The organism is Helicobacter sp. MIT 03-1616 (assembly GCF_000765685.2).
GTDB lineage: Bacteria > Campylobacterota > Campylobacteria > Campylobacterales > Helicobacteraceae > Helicobacter_C > Helicobacter_C typhlonius.
Genome location: NZ_JROY02000001.1, coordinates 213,843 through 230,134, shown reverse-complemented (window position 1 = coordinate 230,134; position 16,292 = coordinate 213,843). Strand labels below are relative to the sequence as shown.

At 37.7% G+C, this 16,292-nt stretch carries 15 protein-coding genes; 5 read left to right on the top strand and 10 right to left on the bottom strand.

Annotated features, from left to right (window positions below; genetic code table 11):
• Nucleotides 1-118 precede the first annotated feature (118 nt).
• Nucleotides 119-802, bottom strand: coding sequence for a 2-amino-4-hydroxy-6-hydroxymethyldihydropteridine diphosphokinase (gene folK / locus LS67_RS01135; RefSeq protein WP_231944791.1), 684 nt, complete (start codon nt 800-802; stop codon nt 119-121).
• Nucleotides 803-912: 110 nt separating this feature from the next.
• Between folK and LS67_RS01130 the strand changes: the two genes are divergently transcribed.
• Genes LS67_RS01130 through LS67_RS01120 form a run of 3 tightly spaced genes read left to right on the top strand, consistent with a single transcriptional unit; the run spans nt 913 to nt 2,877 of the window.
• Nucleotides 913-1,647: a protein disulfide-isomerase gene (locus tag LS67_RS01130; protein ID WP_034326346.1), complete on the top strand. Its 735-nt coding sequence runs from the start codon at nt 913-915 to the stop codon at nt 1,645-1,647.
• Nucleotides 1,648-1,671: 24 nt separating this feature from the next.
• Nucleotides 1,672-2,643 carry a transaldolase gene (locus LS67_RS01125; protein ID WP_034326344.1) on the top strand — a complete coding sequence of 324 codons (972 nt, stop codon included), beginning with the start codon at nt 1,672-1,674 and terminating at the stop codon, nt 2,641-2,643.
• A gap of 21 nt (nt 2,644-2,664) precedes the next feature.
• Nucleotides 2,665-2,877: a hypothetical protein gene (locus tag LS67_RS01120; protein WP_034326341.1), complete on the top strand. Its 213-nt coding sequence runs from the start codon at nt 2,665-2,667 to the stop codon at nt 2,875-2,877.
• Nucleotides 2,878-2,977: 100 nt separating this feature from the next.
• Here the strand turns inward: LS67_RS01120 and LS67_RS01115 are convergent, their stop codons facing one another.
• The 9 genes from LS67_RS01115 to dnaN all read right to left on the bottom strand — a co-directional run bounded on the left by LS67_RS01115 (nt 2,978) and on the right by dnaN (nt 14,084).
• Nucleotides 2,978-4,216, bottom strand: a complete 1,239-nt coding sequence (locus LS67_RS01115; RefSeq protein WP_034326338.1) for a type II secretion system F family protein — start codon at nt 4,214-4,216, stop codon at nt 2,978-2,980.
• A complete protein-coding gene (locus LS67_RS01110) occupies nt 4,213-5,733 on the bottom strand; it encodes a GspE/PulE family protein (protein ID WP_034326335.1) in 1,521 nt (506 codons plus the stop codon). The genes LS67_RS01115 and LS67_RS01110 overlap by 4 nt, the downstream gene beginning before the upstream one ends.
• Nucleotides 5,734-5,802: 69 nt before the next feature.
• A complete protein-coding gene (gene mshL / locus LS67_RS01105) occupies nt 5,803-7,458 on the bottom strand; it encodes a pilus (MSHA type) biogenesis protein MshL (protein ID WP_081953909.1) in 1,656 nt (551 codons plus the stop codon).
• Between the two features lie 213 nt (nt 7,459-7,671).
• Complete coding sequence (locus tag LS67_RS01100) at nt 7,672-8,016, bottom strand: hypothetical protein (protein WP_052082188.1); 345 nt, start codon at nt 8,014-8,016, stop codon at nt 7,672-7,674.
• Nucleotides 8,013-8,666, bottom strand: a complete 654-nt coding sequence (locus LS67_RS01095) for a hypothetical protein (RefSeq protein WP_034328319.1) — start codon at nt 8,664-8,666, stop codon at nt 8,013-8,015. The genes LS67_RS01100 and LS67_RS01095 overlap by 4 nt, the downstream gene beginning before the upstream one ends.
• Nucleotides 8,656-10,152 (bottom strand): hypothetical protein, encoded by a 1,497-nt coding sequence (locus LS67_RS01090; RefSeq protein WP_034328318.1) that lies wholly within the window; start codon nt 10,150-10,152, stop codon nt 8,656-8,658. The genes LS67_RS01095 and LS67_RS01090 overlap by 11 nt, the downstream gene beginning before the upstream one ends.
• Nucleotides 10,153-10,160: 8 nt before the next feature.
• Entirely contained in the window at nt 10,161-10,634 is a 474-nt protein-coding gene (gene ruvC / locus LS67_RS01085) for a crossover junction endodeoxyribonuclease RuvC (protein ID WP_034328316.1), read from the bottom strand.
• A 21-nt stretch (nt 10,635-10,655) separates the two neighbouring features.
• Nucleotides 10,656-12,974, bottom strand: coding sequence for a DNA topoisomerase (ATP-hydrolyzing) subunit B (gene gyrB / locus LS67_RS01080; protein ID WP_034328314.1), 2,319 nt, complete (start codon nt 12,972-12,974; stop codon nt 10,656-10,658).
• Between the two features lie 45 nt (nt 12,975-13,019).
• Nucleotides 13,020-14,084, bottom strand: a complete 1,065-nt coding sequence (gene dnaN / locus LS67_RS01075; protein ID WP_034328312.1) for a DNA polymerase III subunit beta — start codon at nt 14,082-14,084, stop codon at nt 13,020-13,022.
• A gap of 303 nt (nt 14,085-14,387) precedes the next feature.
• Here dnaN and LS67_RS01070 point away from each other — a divergent pair, with 303 nt between their 5' ends.
• Nucleotides 14,388-15,506: an MlaE family ABC transporter permease gene (locus LS67_RS01070; RefSeq protein ID WP_138109517.1), complete on the top strand. Its 1,119-nt coding sequence runs from the start codon at nt 14,388-14,390 to the stop codon at nt 15,504-15,506.
• Nucleotides 15,503-16,270: an ABC transporter ATP-binding protein gene (locus LS67_RS01065; RefSeq protein WP_034327878.1), complete on the top strand. Its 768-nt coding sequence runs from the start codon at nt 15,503-15,505 to the stop codon at nt 16,268-16,270. Before LS67_RS01070 ends, LS67_RS01065 begins: the two co-directional genes overlap by 4 nt.
• Nucleotides 16,271-16,292: the final 22 nt, after the last annotated feature.

Genomic DNA, 16,292 nt, shown 5'->3' with positions numbered 1-16,292 from the left:
AATAAATGTTTTTTGTATAGCTTGGGTAAATAGGAAAAATATTTGGGGTTTAGAATCTAAAACCTATGAAGTCAATGTATGCCTTAGCACAATCTTTAATCTTGTGCATTTTAGAATCTTATTGCAACCTCTTAATAAAACTCAAAGGCAACATTATTGAAGGGCGGGCGAAATAGCCACTATGTGGAATTTGTAGGCGTGGTAGCTTGACACGCAGGGAATTAAAACAAACCAAATCAACATCAAGTGTGCGCGGGGCATTTTTAAAAGTCCTTTTGCGCCCTCGCCCAAAATACCGCTCACTATAAAAAATAAGTCGATACACCTCGCCAAGCCCCATATTGCTACCACAAATCATAATCGCGTTATAAAAGTCATTTTGTGCCTTAAATCCAAAAGGAGGATTGCGCCAAATGGGCGAGGTGGCTAGAATCTCTATGCGTTTATTGGCATTAAAACGTATAAAAAGTAGCTCTAAAATCGCTATGCTATCGCATTTGTTCTTTGGCATATTTGAGCCAAGCGAGAGTATAAATTCATTGCGCCATTGCTTATGGTGAGTGCTAGAGGCATTATAGAATCTTACTGTTGTGTATGGATAATGTTTAGAGGAGATAATACACGCGCTTCTATGCGAGATTCTATCTCCGCCCCTGCGGTTATTGACGCAGCCCACATATTTATTTGCTTTATCTGCATCTCCACACATAGATTTGGCAGATTCGCTTGTGCGCCTATCTCCTAAGCTGCTAAAAATGCGTTTATGTGTGTGCTCACTCGCCATAGCTTCTTTTTCTTCCATATCCTGCTACCTTTGTATTTATTAATTCATTATACAATCCCTAAGCGATAATTGAAGCTAAACTGCGCTTAAATAGCGTGATTTGGCTATCTTAACCCTAAAGGATATATATGAAAAAGCTACTTTTATGTCTTGTGTGTGTGAGTATTTGTTTTGCCGCAAGTTTTGAAGACACACTCAAAGAAACGATTAAAAACAGCACGAAGCAGAATGTAAAGATTCTAAAAGTTCAAAACCTCCAGTCTAGCCCTGATATAAAGCTCGTGGTGATTGATGTGGGGAATATGCAAGTGCCTATTTTTGCAAGCAAAGACGGCAAGATAATTGTCGGTGTGTCAAATGTGTTTTTTGCCAACAAAAGCGAGGATATAGGGACAATTGGCTCTGTGTTAAAACAAATAGACGCAGATAATAACCCTGGACCGAGCGATGCTGCGCTTGAAAAGTTTTTCAAACAGATTCCAAAAGACGAATATATCGTGCTAAACTCGCCAAACAAGAATGTGAAAAAATCCACCTATATCGTGTCAGACCCCAACTGCCCATCTTGTCAAAGAGAGCTACAAAATATCGATAAGCATCTTGCAGATTCTAATGTCTATATGCTTGTAGTAGGCTTTTTGGGGCAAGATTCTGCTGTTAAGGCGAGTATAATACGAGAGCGTCTGCTTGATGTAAAGGACAATAAGCAAAAAATTGATGTGCTTAAAGAAGTCTATAAACCTCAATCCAAAGTGCCTCAAAAATACCTCAACATCGATGTAAAAGACACGATGAAAATCAATAAAAAGGTGGCGGATATAGGTATCAATAGCGTGCCTTTTATCTATGAAAGCAAGAAATAAAATACTTTAATAAGGGGGTGGGCTATGTCGTTTAGCCTATGGTGTGATTTTATCCAAAGAGATTTTTTAGAAAATGAGTTTAAAGCACTTATTGATGCGAGGCTTATCAATGGAGCGACAAGCAATCCTAGCATTTTTGCCCAAAGCCTCAAAACCCCTGCCTATACAGATTCTATAAAAGCATTAAAGGGCAAAGACAAGAAAAGCATTTATGAAAACCTTGCCATAGCGGACATTAGAAGAGCGGCGGAGATTCTAATGCCTATATGGGAGCAAAATATCGCAAATGGCTTTGTAAGCATTGAGATTGACCCATTTTTATGCGATAACGCAGAACAAAGCATAGATGAGGGCATAAGGTTGCAACAAAGTATTGCTATGCCAAATGTAATGATAAAAGTCCCAGCGACAAAAGTCGGCTATGAGGTAATGAGCGAGATTATGCGAAGGGGCATAAGCGTGAATGCAACTTTGGTTTTCACACCCGCTCAAGCAAAGGAATGCGCGCAAGCGATGAAGGAGGGAAGCAAAACTTTTGCGGATTCTCACTCTATAAAACCCCAAGGTGTGATAAGCGTATTTGTCTCACGTTTTGATAGGGCGGCAGATGCTATGCTTAGTGAGAATCTAAGGGCGCAAATGGGAATTATAAATGCAATGGATTGCTATGAGATAATTGAAAATTCTAATCAAAGCCATATCCGCACACTTTTTGCCTCCACAGGCGTAAAAGGCGATGATTTAGTTAAAAGCTATTATATTGATAAGCTTATTTTGCCCCATAGTGTGAATACTGCACCACTTGATGCCATAATGGCGTATAAGACAAGCACAGACAAGGTGCAAAAATCACTTCTAGAATCGAGCACACGAGCAAGATTCTGGCAAGAGATAGCGCGCACGGGGATAGATAGAGCAGAGTTATCACAAAGGCTTTTAAATGAGGGAATTGTAGCCTTTCAAAAAAGTTTTGAGGATATGCTTAGGGCATTCTAAGCTTAAAAATAGGAGAATCGTATGCGCTACAAATTAATGATGTGTGGCTTTAGCGCGATGTGCGAAGATATGCAAGAAGTGCGCGATAGACTAAAGGTAATCCCGCCACAAAGAGCGCAACTTGAAAGCTCGCCCTGCTATGTTTTTGATATGCAAACCGCACAGACTTATAATATAATCCCGCACGAAAATGGTTGGAGCATAGAAGACCAAAATGGTAAGATTGTAGAATAATGTAATAAAGATTCTAACCACCAAACACATATCTTAATTGGCTAGGCTAGTTTCTATCCCGCCCTTGCCTTAAATCTCTTTACCTACAAATTTTTGCCACCTATACGCCGCCCATAGCTGTTGCGCTCATATCCCACATAGGCACAAAAATGCCAAGTGCCAAAAAGAGCAGCAAAACTCCCATAAGCAAGCTTAAGAGTGGTTCAATAAGCGAGATAAGGAAGTCTATTTTTTCTTGTGCAATTTGCTCAAATCGTTTCGCGCATACCTCAAGCATTTCGGGGAGCTTGCCACTCTGCTCCCCAGCGGCGATAAGTGCGAGAGAAATCTCATCAATGATATTTTCCTGTGTAAGCGCAAGGGAGAGGCTTTTACCATTTTTGACAGATTCTAAAACCCGCACAAAATGTGCTTTTAACGCGAGATTTGATAGGGTATTGTTACTCAAGGACAGGGCTATATCAAGCGGCGTGAAGGATTTGAGCTGTAAAAAAAGTGTGAAAGTGTATTGATAAAACATATTGAGCTCGATAATCTCCCCCGCAAATGGCAAACGCAAGGCAATACTATGGCATTTGTGCCTAAAGGCAAGGGAATGTTTATAGAATCTATACACAACAAGCCCCGCAATAAGCACTAGAGCGATAAAAATCAAGCCAAAATGCGTAAAAAAATCCTGCACTGCAATGAGAATACGTGTATAGATGGGGAGATTTGCATTCACCTCCTCAAACATTACCAAAAATTCAGGTAGCACAAACAGCACGAGCCCCACAAACGCACCCACGATACTGATAAGCACGAGCAAAGGATAAAAAAGGGCGCGTTTAATGCTGTTTTTGTTTTTATGCTCCTTTATGGAGTGATTGCTTAGCATTTTAAAGATTTCGCCAAGCTCCCCGCTTTTCTCACCCAAAACTATGAGATTCCACGCCATATCACCAAAAATATCGCTATGCTCCTTGAAGCTAACCGAAAGTTTTTGCCCAAGATTCAAACGATAAGCAATCTCAAGTAAAACGCGTTTAAGCGGAGGTTTTTTGGTATTTTTTGCACAAACCTCAATCACTTCGAGTATAGGTAAAGACGCGCTTAGCATAATAGAGATTTGCAAAAAAAGTGCACTGATGTCTTGCGAAGTAATTTTATTATCAAAGCGCAACATCTGCAAATGCAAAAACTCAAAGCCACTTAGGGCTTTAATCTCAATAGGATAAATATTGTATTTATTCAAACTCTGCTCTTTTGCATTCTCATACGAAGTCGAAAGGAGCGTTATTTGCACATTTTGATTATCCTTTATGCCCTTAATTAAGTATTTTTGTGGTAATTTTTTCATATATGACAAATCCTATAAATTTCTTCAAAGCTACTTTGTCCATTTTTAAGCAGCTCCATACTCTCTTCAAGCAAGGTTTTGAATCCTCTCTCTTTTAAGGCTGTAAGTATATGTGCCTTATTGTGTGGCGAGATGATATAATCACAAAGCATAGGCGAGATAGGCAATACCTCTGCACACAATGTGCGCCCACTGAATCCTTGCATATTACAATGCACGCAGCCACTGGGCGCATAAAAACTACCATTTTTTATATCTTCCCACAAATGCGCCAAGTTTGCGGTTGAAAGTTTATCATACACCACTTGAGATTCAATACTTACTTTGCAAGATTCACATAATGTGCGCACGAGCCTTTGAGAAATCACAAGGCGCACACTTGAAGCGAGTAAATAGCTTTGTGCGCCCATATCAAGCAGTCGCTCTACCACGCTTAGAGAATCATTTGCGTGCAAAGTACTAAGCACCAAATGCCCGGTTAAGGAAGCCCTTAGTGCAATGTCTAGACTTTGCTTGTCGCGTATCTCACCAATCATCAAAATATCTGGGTCGTGTCGCAATAATGCCCTTAAAGCTTTGCTAAAGCCAAAATCATACTTATCGTGTATAAGCACCTGTGTGGTAAGCTCTGTGTGATACTCGATAGGATCTTCTAGGGTAATAATTTTTTTCTGCGGGGATTTTATGGATTCTAACATTGCGTGAAGCGTGGTTGATTTACCGCTGCCTGTGGGACCTGTGAGAAAAACAATGCCACTATTTGCATTTATTTGCTCTGCAATAAGTGCTAAATGCGCGCTCTTAAAGCCCAAACTTTGCAGAGTAATGGTTTCTGCATTTTTGCAGAGGATTCTAATCACAATAGATTCACCACCAAAAGAGGGCAAAATCGAGAGGCGAAAATCATAAACTACATCATTAAAGATTCTGCTAAATCGCCCATCTTGGGCTTGGCGCGTTTGAGTAATATCAAGCTCACATTCAAGCTTAAGGCGCGAACTCAAAGATTCTAATACATAGCTTTCAAAATGAAAAATCTCTTGCAACAATCCGTCAATACGTGCCCTTATACGCGCCCCACTCTCTCCATTTTTTATAAAAGATTCAAAATGCACATCACTTGCCTTTTGCTCAATGCAAGTGAGCAGAATAAAATCCAATAACGCCACTGCACTCATAGAATCCACATTTTGATTTTGGTTCGTGTGCTGCTTGATAAGCGCGATTTTTAGGGTATTAAAATGCTGAAAAAGATAAATACGATGAGCCTGAATCGTAAAATCCTGCGATGAAGCATTGAAAAAATGCAAATGCACCTTTGGGAAAAGATTCAAAATATGAGCGCGGATAAGCCCTAATGGTGCTGAATTTGGGCTAAGAGCTATGTGAATCTCATTTGTATTTTCATTAATTGCAAAAATCAAGCATTGATGTTTTTCTATGAATTTATAGGTAAGTGCATTGAGGCAAGCTTCATTCAATGCGAGATTCTGCAAACTCATTGTGGGGAAGCTCATTGTTGTGCCTTTTGATTATTATGAATTGCGGTGGGGGATTGTATAGAATCCACATTCTCACTCAAATATTCATTGGGGTGCATTGGTAGAATCCTGTATAGAATCTTGCGCGTTATTGGCATTTTGCGCTGGTATTAAAACTTCATCTAGCGATGTTTTACTAAAATCAATAATGGATTCAATACGTTTTTGCTCCTCAAGACTTGGCGGCTGCAAATCCACAATGCGCGGAGCAATGACAATCACCATTTCTTGTGTCTCTTTGATATTTTTCTTATAGCTAAAGAGATATTTAAAGAGTGGAATATCGCCCAAAATTGGCAATTTGCGCGTGATTTGCCCCTGCGTCTTATCAATAAGCCCTCCTAATATAATCTGCTCCCCATTTTGTACCTGCACGAGCGAAGAGAGCTGCTTCGTGGAGAGATTTGGCGGCATTTCAAGCGCAGTGGTTTGATTTTCAACAGACATATCCTTGGTTTTGGTAATGGAAGGATTGATTTTTAAAATAATACTATCACCCTTAATGCTTGGCGTTACATCAAGTAGGATTCCAGCAAACACAGAGGGGTAGGCTTGGGCGTTATTTTGTATGGAAGTGCCTTGCGTGGTAGTTTGATAAGTCGTGTTTTGGGAATATCGAAGCACACTCCCCACGCTAATGATAGCAGGTTGATTATTGAGTGTGAGCACTTTGGGATTAGAAACCGATTGCACTCTGCCATAGCTTTTAAGAAACTCAACAATGCGTTGAATACTCACGCCTTGTGAGAAAATATTAATCGCAAAGCTTGAACCCGCACTATTTATACTCGCGTTGCTATTAGAATCCGTGCTCGGTGCAAGAGTGGCAAGATTCCCCAACTTATAAAACTCATTCCAATCCACACCATAGGTTTGATTGTCATTATGCTGGAGATTGAAAATATGCACATCAATCAACACTTGTTTTTGAATCTTTTCGTTAAGATTGCGGATATAAGCCTCTACGCGGCGCATTTGCAAGGGGGTAGCGGTGATAGTGAGTAGCCCCGCGGCTTTGTTGATGATAATATCCTTAGTCTTGCCCTTTAGTTCGGTATTTTTAGGCTGATACATATCACCGGGAGCATACGCGATACCCGCAATTTCATTATGCAGCTCCCCCCAAAAGTCAATCTCATCAATGCTATAAATTTTCGTGCCACTCTTGCCAAGGCTTGGATTACTCGTTGTTGCCTTGCCTATTGCCATTTTATGCGCCTGTGAATCTAGCTCAAAATTTGAAAAACTAAGCGGAGCGTTGCTATTATAGCTCGTGTTGTAGAGACTTTGCATTTGATTATCTTGTGAAAAAACTATGTCGGTATTACTCGAACCCACGCGCGTGGTGGCAATGTAGTGAATCTCAAAAGTTTTTGTAAGAAGTGAGCCGATTTTAAGCGTGTCGCGCTCGAAATTATAATAGAAATCATTGCCAAGTATAAGGCTATTTAAAACACTCTTTAATGGCTTATTATTGATATGAATCGCGCTTTTTTTACTATCAAGCATTGCTTTGGTATTTTCTTGCAAATAAATAACATTAAGGTGGCATTGTGTGGCGATTTCCTCAATGATTTTACTGAGAGGCACATCACTATTAGAGCGAATATGAATGGGTGTATCACACGCAAAAAGAGGCGATAAACAGACAAGAAAAAGGCAAAAAATCTTATATGCCTTTATATGTGCTTTTGTATGCACTTTAACTCCTCATTGCATCTATAGGCTAAATCTTGCGAATTGTGAATCTACATTAGACTGGCGGTAGGGATTAATTGTAGCTGACATAAAGTAATATATAAGGGTTTGTGGGCTAAAAAGATATTTTTAAACAAAATTATGCCTATCTTACACATTTTGTGTTTTATTTTGCATTTTTACGCGCATCTTGCGGGATTTTGCCCTGTTTTTCAATCATTCATTTATATCTTTACCAACCACAATATGCTGAATAATCTTACCCTTTTGTATCTCAACATATTGGGGATAAATCTCAAGGATTCTATATCCTTGTATCATCGTGCCTTTTTCCAACCACTCGCCATTGATAAGGGCTTTGCCATTAACAATAGCCTGAAGTTTCAATGGATTTTTAGCCACATTATGCAAAAAAGGATTCTGCAAATGCGCGAGATTATCGAGGCTTTGGGCTTTAGAAAAATTATCTAAAAGTGTGAGATAATGTCGAATCTGTGCCTTTTCCTGTGCCACACAAACATTAAAGCAAAACAGCAATAAAAATATTACTTTTGCTCTCATTTGCGCACCTCCTTGATATTTTGCTTAGGTTGTGAATCTTCGCTTATTTGTTTTTGCAAACGATAATCAATAATTTGCAGACTAAAATATATAGATTCCTCACGGCTAGATGTAAAATGCATATAATCAATACTAAAAAAGCGATGAGATTCTATAAAAGCAAGCAATGCAACAATATCATCAAAATGCCCCATTCCCTCCACACTAAGAGCATTAAGTGCGGGATTTGGTGTGAATGCAAAAAGTGTGAGATGAGAAGTTTTGGCAAACTCAATGAGTGGGGGCATAAAAGTGTAGGGGTTAAGCAGGGGCTCTTGATTATCAAAATATTCTTGCAAAAGTGCAAGGTTTTCTTTTGTGTATTCAAGGCTAGAGTGCAAAGAGTACATTTGCTCTAAATGTTCATTTTTCGCGCTATACACAGAATCTAGAGAGAGATTGTATTCATTTTGCGTGTGAGAATGTAGCTGCCTCAATGTGCTAAGTCGCTCAAATAGCGGCATATACACAAAATCAAGCATTATAAATATCACACATAAGCTCGTGGCAGTGAATAAAAGATATTTTTCGCGTGTAGTTTTAGTGGAAAGAAAATGATATAAATGCTTTTGAATCTGCGCTAAATACGCTAAATGTGGCTTAAATCGCATAATGCACCACGATAATATGTGCGTGGAAAGATTCTATATTATGCGTTTGGTTTATGTGATTTGTAGAATCCCTATTTAGAGAATCTTTCACATTCTGCATATTTTTAGAATCTTGCAAAAAAGCCTTTTGTGTGCCGACATTGAGATATGCTAGAAATGTAGAAATATCAATATTATTCTGTGCACTGACTTTGAGTGAGGCGACAAATACACTCGGACTAAAATAAAAGCTCACATCATCATACGCTATACCCTCAAAGCGAGTGTTGAATATATCTTGCATAAAAACATAGCGCTTATTGTAGCTCTGCTGCCATAGACTCAAGTCTTGTAAGTTTGTAATAAGTTCATTTTGTCTCTGCGTGAGAGATACAAATGTGTCATACGCAAGTTGGTTTGATTGTGAATCTTGGTGCGTGAAAAGTGCCTCACTTTTAGCCTGTAACTCTGCAATGTCGTGCTCTAGATAATAAGTATATATTTTAAGACATAGAGGTAAAACGCATAAAAACATAATTGATACACACATAAGCGCGTAATATAATCTCTTGCGTGGATTTGACTTTGGGGCGAAGTTTGCTAAAGATTCCTGCGGAGCTAATAAGGCGTAATGCAAAGCTAACATTGCCCTAAAATCTTGCAGACTTAAATCTTTTTTCAAGGCACATATATCACTTAATGGCGCGATAAAAAGTGCTTGAGTCTGTGTAAAAGGTGTGCTAATAAGCAAAGAATTATGAGAATCTGACTCCGCAGATTCTGCAAAATCTACTGAATCTGCGCTATGTGAAAAATGTGCTAAAGATGTAAGAGTATCTTTATCCTCCGGCAAAAAATAATATATCTGTGTAAAATACTTTTTATAGGCTTCTTGCAAATATATAATATGTGCGCTGATGTGGCTATGCCATTCCTTTAGTTGCTCTTTTAATGCAACCTCTTGGCTTTGTTTTTGTGAATCTTGCAGGAGCATAGCAAAAGTTCGTAGGTGCTGTTTGCAAGATAATACCTCTTTAGGCACATTATTTTCAAAATAGCAGAGATAAGATTCTATAAATACAAGACAATCCGCATTTGTATCAAATGCCTTAAGCGCACAAGGTAGGAATATATCACAAGTGATAATAGGTGATTTTGGCAGTGCAAAGTCATTTGTGCATTCTAGCTTATGATAAAAAAAGCACTCACATACGCACTTTTGCTCATCAAAAAGATGTGCGCGATGAGTGAAATAAAGCTCATAAGCATATGCCGGAGCAGATAAAACAGAATCTTTGTAAGCAAGCGAAAATAGAAATGAAGAAATATGCTCATTTTGCAAATCCTGCACATCTATTTCTGCTTGAAAATATGTGAAATAAGATAAAGGCGGACAAAGAATATTTGTGCTTTTTGGCTTTTTGCCGCTGTGAGATAAGGTATTTTCATTTAGGGTGTAGCTGATATTATGTTGCAAGTCAAAAAAATGAGGCAAGATTTTTTGCATTTTTCGCCTTAGGGCTGTATTCTTTGGGAATGTGTAATTGCTATGGCAATGGCATCTGTGATGTCAAGTGGCTTTATCTCGCCTTTTATACCTAAAATATGTTTTACCATAAAAGCCACTTGTGCCTTATCTGCTTTACCATTGCCTGTGATAGCCTTTTTAACCTGTAAGGGCGTGTATTCAGCAAAATGCCCGATTTCTTGTAAAATTTTAAGGCTCAACGCCCCGCGGAATTGCGCGAGTTTGATTACACTCTTAGGATTATAGGCAAAAAACATATCTTCAATTGCCACCTCATCAATATGATACTGCTTCAATACCAAGTCGATGCCCTCGACAAATTCAATGATTTGAGCTTGTAACTCGCGCTCTTTAATTTTGATAAATCCCGCCTCAACGAGTTTCAAAGTCTTTGTATGACTAAAATCAATAATTGCATAGCCACAATTTCTACTGCCCGGGTCAATACCTAAGATATACACATTTCCTCTTAGTAGATTCTTTTATACATCAAGATGTTTTACATCTTTAGCGTGGTCTTGTATATATGCGCGCCGCGGCTCTACCTCATCTCCCATAAAGAGTGTAAAAATTTCATCGGTTACATTATCATCATCGATTTTCACACGCAAAAATGTGCGATTTGAAGGCATCATCGTTGTTTCCCATAGCTGGTCTGGATTCATCTCTCCTAAACCTTTATATCGCTGAATATACGCGTCTTTTTTCGCGCTCTCTTCGATTTTTTCTAAGAATGCAATTACATCTTCACCCTCTAAAAATGCAAGATTCCTATCTGCGATTTTTCCATAAACCGCACGCGCTTCCTTGAAAAAATTATTATCAAAAAGCTTATCATTTATGCTAAGCTCCACGAGTCCAACTTTGGTTTGCACATAAAGTGTAATCTGCTCATCACTACTTACTTTATTGAGGATATTGCATTCCCTGCTTTGTAAAAAAGATTCAATCTCTTTACTCAAATCATTTAAAGAGAGACTATCAAGCTTCTTGTTTTCGACAAAAAAGCGCACCACTTCCACCATAGGATAATGTTTTTCAAGCTCTTTTAAAAGCATACGATAATGTGAAATAAATTTGAGAATCTCCAAAAGTTCCTTATTCCCAATACCCTCGAAACTAAAATTTTCAATACCATTTTCGATAAGATATTCACTCAAAGCGCGTTCATCTTTGAGATAAATCTCTTTTTTGCCCCTCTTGTAGCGATAAAGCGGGGGCTGGGCTATATAAATATGTCCATTTTCAATAAGAGGCTTCAAATAGCGATAGAAAAAGGTCATTAGAAGCGTTTGGATATGGCTACCATCGACATCAGCATCAGTCATAATGATGATTTTATGATAGCGGAGATTCTCAAGATTAAACTCATCGCCAATCCCACAACCAAAGGCAGTAATCATATTTTTAATCTCATCAGATTTTAGAATCTTATCAAGGCGCGATTTTTCAACATTAAGAATCTTCCCTCGTAGAGGCAAAATTGCCTGAAATGCTCTATCACGCCCTTGCTTCGCACTTCCTCCCGCGCTATCGCCCTCAACGAGATAGATTTCGGATTCTTTTGGGTCTTTACTTTGACAATCAGCAAGCTTACCCGGCAATGTGCCAACTGAAAAACTCTCTTTCTTGCGCGTTAAATCCCTCGCTTTTTTCGCAGCTTCCCTACCGCGCGCCGCCATAATTGCCTTTTGCATAATAGCTTTTGCTTCATTTGGATTCTCTTCAAAGAATTTTGAGAGTTTTTCATAAGTGAGCTTTTGAACAATTGGCTTTACAAAAGAACTTCCTAGCTTACCTTTTGTTTGTCCCTCAAATTGCGGGTCAATCACCTTTGTAGAGATAATCGCCACGAGCCCTTCACGTACATCCTCGCCATTGACTTTAGAATCTTTCTCTCTTGCATTTGCATTCGCTTCAATGTAATTCATAATTGCTCGGCTAAGCCCTGCTCTAAATCCCGCCTCGTGTGTGCCACCATCTGGTGTGCGGATATTATTCACAAAGCTTAAAAGTTTCTCGTCATAACCTTCATTATACGCTAAGGCAATTTCTGCTTCACAATCTTGCTCACTCACTTCAAAGCTAATGATTGGCGAGATGAAAGGCTTTTTATTAATATCCTCTATAAATTGCTTTAAGCCGCCTTCGAAATGATAAGTTTCCTCAAATTGTGTGCGCTCGTCTTTGAAATGAATCGTAATATTGTGATTAAGATATGCCATTTCTTTGAATCTACGAATAAGAACTTCGCTATCAAACTCAAGCACCTCCATTACTTCCCCGTCTGGGAAAAATTCTATTGTCGTGCCGTGTTCTTTGCTCTTTCCAATGATTTCCAAATCGCTTTGTGGGATACCTTTTGCAAATTCTTGTCTATAAATATTGCCATTTTTGTGGATTGTCATAATGAGGCGATTTGAGAGAGCATTTACTACCGATACACCCACACCGTGCAAACCACCAGAAACTTTATAGGTATCTTGGTCAAATTTTCCACCTGCGTGAAGTGTAGTAAGCACTAAAGTAGCAGCGGGCAAATTCTCTGTGGGGTGAATATCCACAGGAATTCCACGTCCATTATCTTCAATAATTGCGCTTCCCTCCATAGTGAGAGTGATGCTAATTTTATTACAATATCCAGCCATAGCTTCATCTATGGAGTTATCCACAACCTCATAAATCATATGGTGTAAGCCACCAATGTTTGTATCGCCGATATACATACCCGGACGTTTTCGAACAGCCTCTAAACCTTTTAAAACTTTAATATTACTTGCTTGATATTCTTTTTTTTCCATTAACAAATGCTCCAAATGTGGATTCTATAAAGGGGAAGCTGTGATTTAGAGAATCACAGGCATAATAACGGTTGAGAAATTACCATTTACAACGACAAATGGCGTATTTGGTTCATTAATGCAAAGTGTGAATTCATTGCCATCAATTTGTGAGAGGAAATCTAAAATATACTTGGAGTTAATCCCTAAGCACAAAAATTCAATACCGGTTTGAATCTCAAGCTGTGTGGAAGCCTCGCCACTCTCTTCGTTGAGAGATTCAAAAAGCATTTCATTTGGTTTAAATGTGATTTTGATATTGTTTGCAAGGGATTTTACAAATTGCAATGCATCAATGATTTTATCCTTAGGAAGCGCAATTTTATATTTAAAGTCTTTAGGAATGATTTTTTCGTAATCTGGATACTTACCATTGATGAGCTTTGTATAAAAAGTGTATTCATCGTTTTTGATGATTAAATGTGTGCTGTTGTGATAAATTTCAAAGTTATCAATGAAAAGCTTTGAAATTTCATTAATTGCTTTCTTTGGTATAATAAGTGAGAGTGTATCTACAGATTGACTTTTATACTCAATGATAGCTAGTCTCCTTGTGTCTGTGGCTACAAAATTATATCCATAGTCTTTAATATCAAGTAGAGAGCCGTTAAGCTCGTATTTTGGACTAGCTGTATCAACTGCTGGATTAATATTTTTGATTGAGTTCAAAAACTTCGTGGATTCTATTTGAAGCTTTTTATTTTTGTCATACTCGGGAAATTTTGGGAATTCATCAGCATTAAACATAGGTAGTTTTGTCTTTGATTTGCCTTGTGAAATTTGTATAGAATCTTGGTTTGTTGTTTCTATTGTTACCTCGCCGTCTTTAAGATATTTGATACTATCTAGCATTTGTCTACCATTTGCAGTGGCATTACCTTGTTCTATTGAGGGAATATTGATGTGAGATTCTAAATATATTTCATAATCAGTAGCTTTAAGGATAAAAATATTTTCTTGGACTTCAAAATAAATATGTGATGTGATTTGTGAGCGATCTCTCTTGTCAAGGAAATTTTGACAATTTGTGAGAATAGTCTCAAGCAAGTTTTTTGGAAGCGAGATTTTCATCTTTTTTATCCTTTAATATAAAATAGATTTTAGTAGAGGTAGTAGGTGCAGTGAAAATGTGAAAAAATATTATAAACTGCCTCTAATCCTCTCTAAATTTGCTGTTTATTATGTGAATAGCCAATGGAGACTATTCACAACAATTCACGCAATTATATCTAAAAATTTTTAGATTTTGGTATTTTTGGGCTAGATTGTGTGCAAACTTGGGCTTTATGAGTGCAATATTACAAGCTTTTGTTATAATTCTTTGGCTTTGTTTGCATATAAAATTTATTTTATATTTTAAAAGGACTGCTTTCAATGGATTTTAAGATAAGTTCTAATATAAATGAATCTCACATATTTTTTTATGGGCGATGCGATTGGAGGTTATCAAAAAAATCCCAAAAAAATTTTGCTAAGATCCTCAATCAAACATTATCTTCCAATAGTCCAAATATGCATATTGTCCTTAATTTTAGTCAAGTTGAAGTGGTTGATTATGTGTTTTGTGCTTTTTTATGTGAGCTTTTAAAGGGTAGAGATTTTACATTAGATGGTGCAAATGAGCATATTAATGATATGTTTTCTTCACTTTTGCAGACAATAGAATCTACGCAAGAAGATTCAAAAACATTTTTTTCCTTAGCTTTTTTATCTCACATAGGGAAAAAGATTAGCTCATTTGTAAATACTTTTATTGATTTTTTGCAGTTTTGTGGTATGTGCCTGTGGTATTTTATACTCTCTATTCGTTATCCTTTGCGTTTGCGTGTAGGCTCGGTTTTTTATCATATTAATGAATCTGGATTTAAAGCCTTGCCTGTCGTGCTTTTGACGGCTTTTATTGTGAGCTATGCGATTGCCTTGCAAGGTGTATTACAGCTTGAAAAAATGGGTGCGCCTCTAATGAGTGTGGAAATTGTGGCAAAACTTTCTTTGCGTGAAATGGGTCCTTTTGTTTTGGCAATTGTTATCGCTGGACGCAGTGCTTCTAGCTTTAGTGCGCAAATTGGTGTTATGAATCTCACAGAGGAGAATGACGCGCTCAAAACGATGAATCTTAGTCTGTATGATTATCTCGTATTGCCTCGTGTATTAGCTCTTGTGATTGTAATGCCCTTGCTTGTGTTCGTTGCTGATGTGGTAAGTCTCCTTGCTGCAATGTTTGCTGTAAAGATGCAAACAGGCATTAACTTCGTGCAATATTTAGAAAGATTCTATGAATATGTGGGGATTAGTCATTTTTTAGTGGGGCTTATAAAAACACCATTTTTTGGTGCGGCAATCGCGCTTGTAGGGTGTTTTCGTGGATTATCTGTAAGGGGTGATACAGAATCTGTGGGTTTGGAAACAACAAAAAGTGTTGTGAATGCGCTTTTTTGGGTGATTCTCATCAATGCAATCTTTTCAGTTATTACGACAAGGCTTAATATATGAGTATTATAAAAGTTGAGAATCTTTATACAAAATACAACGATGTGATTATTCACAATGGGATTAGTTTTGATGTGAAAAAAGGTGAAATCTTTGGCATATTAGGTGGAAGTGGGAGTGGCAAAAGCACATTACTTAAAAATATGCTCTTTTTGGAGAAGCCAACGAGCGGTTTAATCACATTTTTTGGTGAAAATATTTGGAGCTTAGCAGAGGATAAAAGAGGTAAGATTTTAGATCGTTGCGGTGTAATGTTTCAGTTTGGTGCGCTTTTTTCATCAATGAATGTGCTTGATAATGTGGGTTTTTTGCTGACTCAAAAAAGTGCTTATGATAAAGCAAGTATTGAAAAGATTTCAAAAATGTGGCTTGATATGGTAGGATTAAATGCAGATGTAGCTTATAGATACCCTTATGAACTCTCCGGAGGTATGAAAAAACGCGTAGCTTTAGCTAGAGCTTTGGCACTTAATCCCGATATTTTATTTTTAGATGAACCTACAAGCGGGTTAGATTTGCAAAGCTCGGAACGTTTTGACTTGCTGATACTTAAACTCAAAGAAGTGTTAAAAATTACGATTGTAATGGTAACACACGATTTAGATTCTATTAAAGATAGTGTAGATAGATTGATTTTACTTGAAGATAAGCATATTATCTTTCAAGGCACATTGCAAGAGCTTTATACAAGTATGTCTCAAGGACATACACAGGCAAAAATTTTTAATGGTAAGCGTGGAGCGCGTTTCTTGCAAGGCTTTGAATAAAATTGATAATATAAAAGCATAA

What these genes read in the sequence shown, in the direction of transcription:
- folK (WP_231944791.1), bottom strand. Translation starts at nt 802, where the DNA reads ATGGAAGAAAAAGAAGCTATGGCGAGTGAGCACACACATAAACGCATT.
- LS67_RS01100 (WP_052082188.1), bottom strand. Translation starts at nt 8,016, where the DNA reads ATGAGAGCAAAAGTAATATTTTTATTGCTGTTTTGCTTTAATGTTTGT.
- LS67_RS01090 (WP_034328318.1), bottom strand. Translation starts at nt 10,152, where the DNA reads ATGCAAAAAATCTTGCCTCATTTTTTTGACTTGCAACATAATATCAGC.
- LS67_RS01115 (WP_034326338.1), bottom strand. Translation starts at nt 4,216, where the DNA reads ATGAAAAAATTACCACAAAAATACTTAATTAAGGGCATAAAGGATAAT.
- LS67_RS01110 (WP_034326335.1), bottom strand. Translation starts at nt 5,733, where the DNA reads ATGAGCTTCCCCACAATGAGTTTGCAGAATCTCGCATTGAATGAAGCT.
- LS67_RS01095 (WP_034328319.1), bottom strand. Translation starts at nt 8,666, where the DNA reads ATGCGATTTAAGCCACATTTAGCGTATTTAGCGCAGATTCAAAAGCAT.
- gyrB (WP_034328314.1), bottom strand. Translation starts at nt 12,974, where the DNA reads ATGGAAAAAAAAGAATATCAAGCAAGTAATATTAAAGTTTTAAAAGGT.
- dnaN (WP_034328312.1), bottom strand. Translation starts at nt 14,084, where the DNA reads ATGAAAATCTCGCTTCCAAAAAACTTGCTTGAGACTATTCTCACAAAT.
- LS67_RS01070 (WP_138109517.1), top strand. Translation starts at nt 14,388, where the DNA reads ATGGATTTTAAGATAAGTTCTAATATAAATGAATCTCACATATTTTTT.
- LS67_RS01130 (WP_034326346.1), top strand. Translation starts at nt 913, where the DNA reads ATGAAAAAGCTACTTTTATGTCTTGTGTGTGTGAGTATTTGTTTTGCC.
- LS67_RS01125 (WP_034326344.1), top strand. Translation starts at nt 1,672, where the DNA reads ATGTCGTTTAGCCTATGGTGTGATTTTATCCAAAGAGATTTTTTAGAA.
- LS67_RS01065 (WP_034327878.1), top strand. Translation starts at nt 15,503, where the DNA reads ATGAGTATTATAAAAGTTGAGAATCTTTATACAAAATACAACGATGTG.
- LS67_RS01120 (WP_034326341.1), top strand. Translation starts at nt 2,665, where the DNA reads ATGCGCTACAAATTAATGATGTGTGGCTTTAGCGCGATGTGCGAAGAT.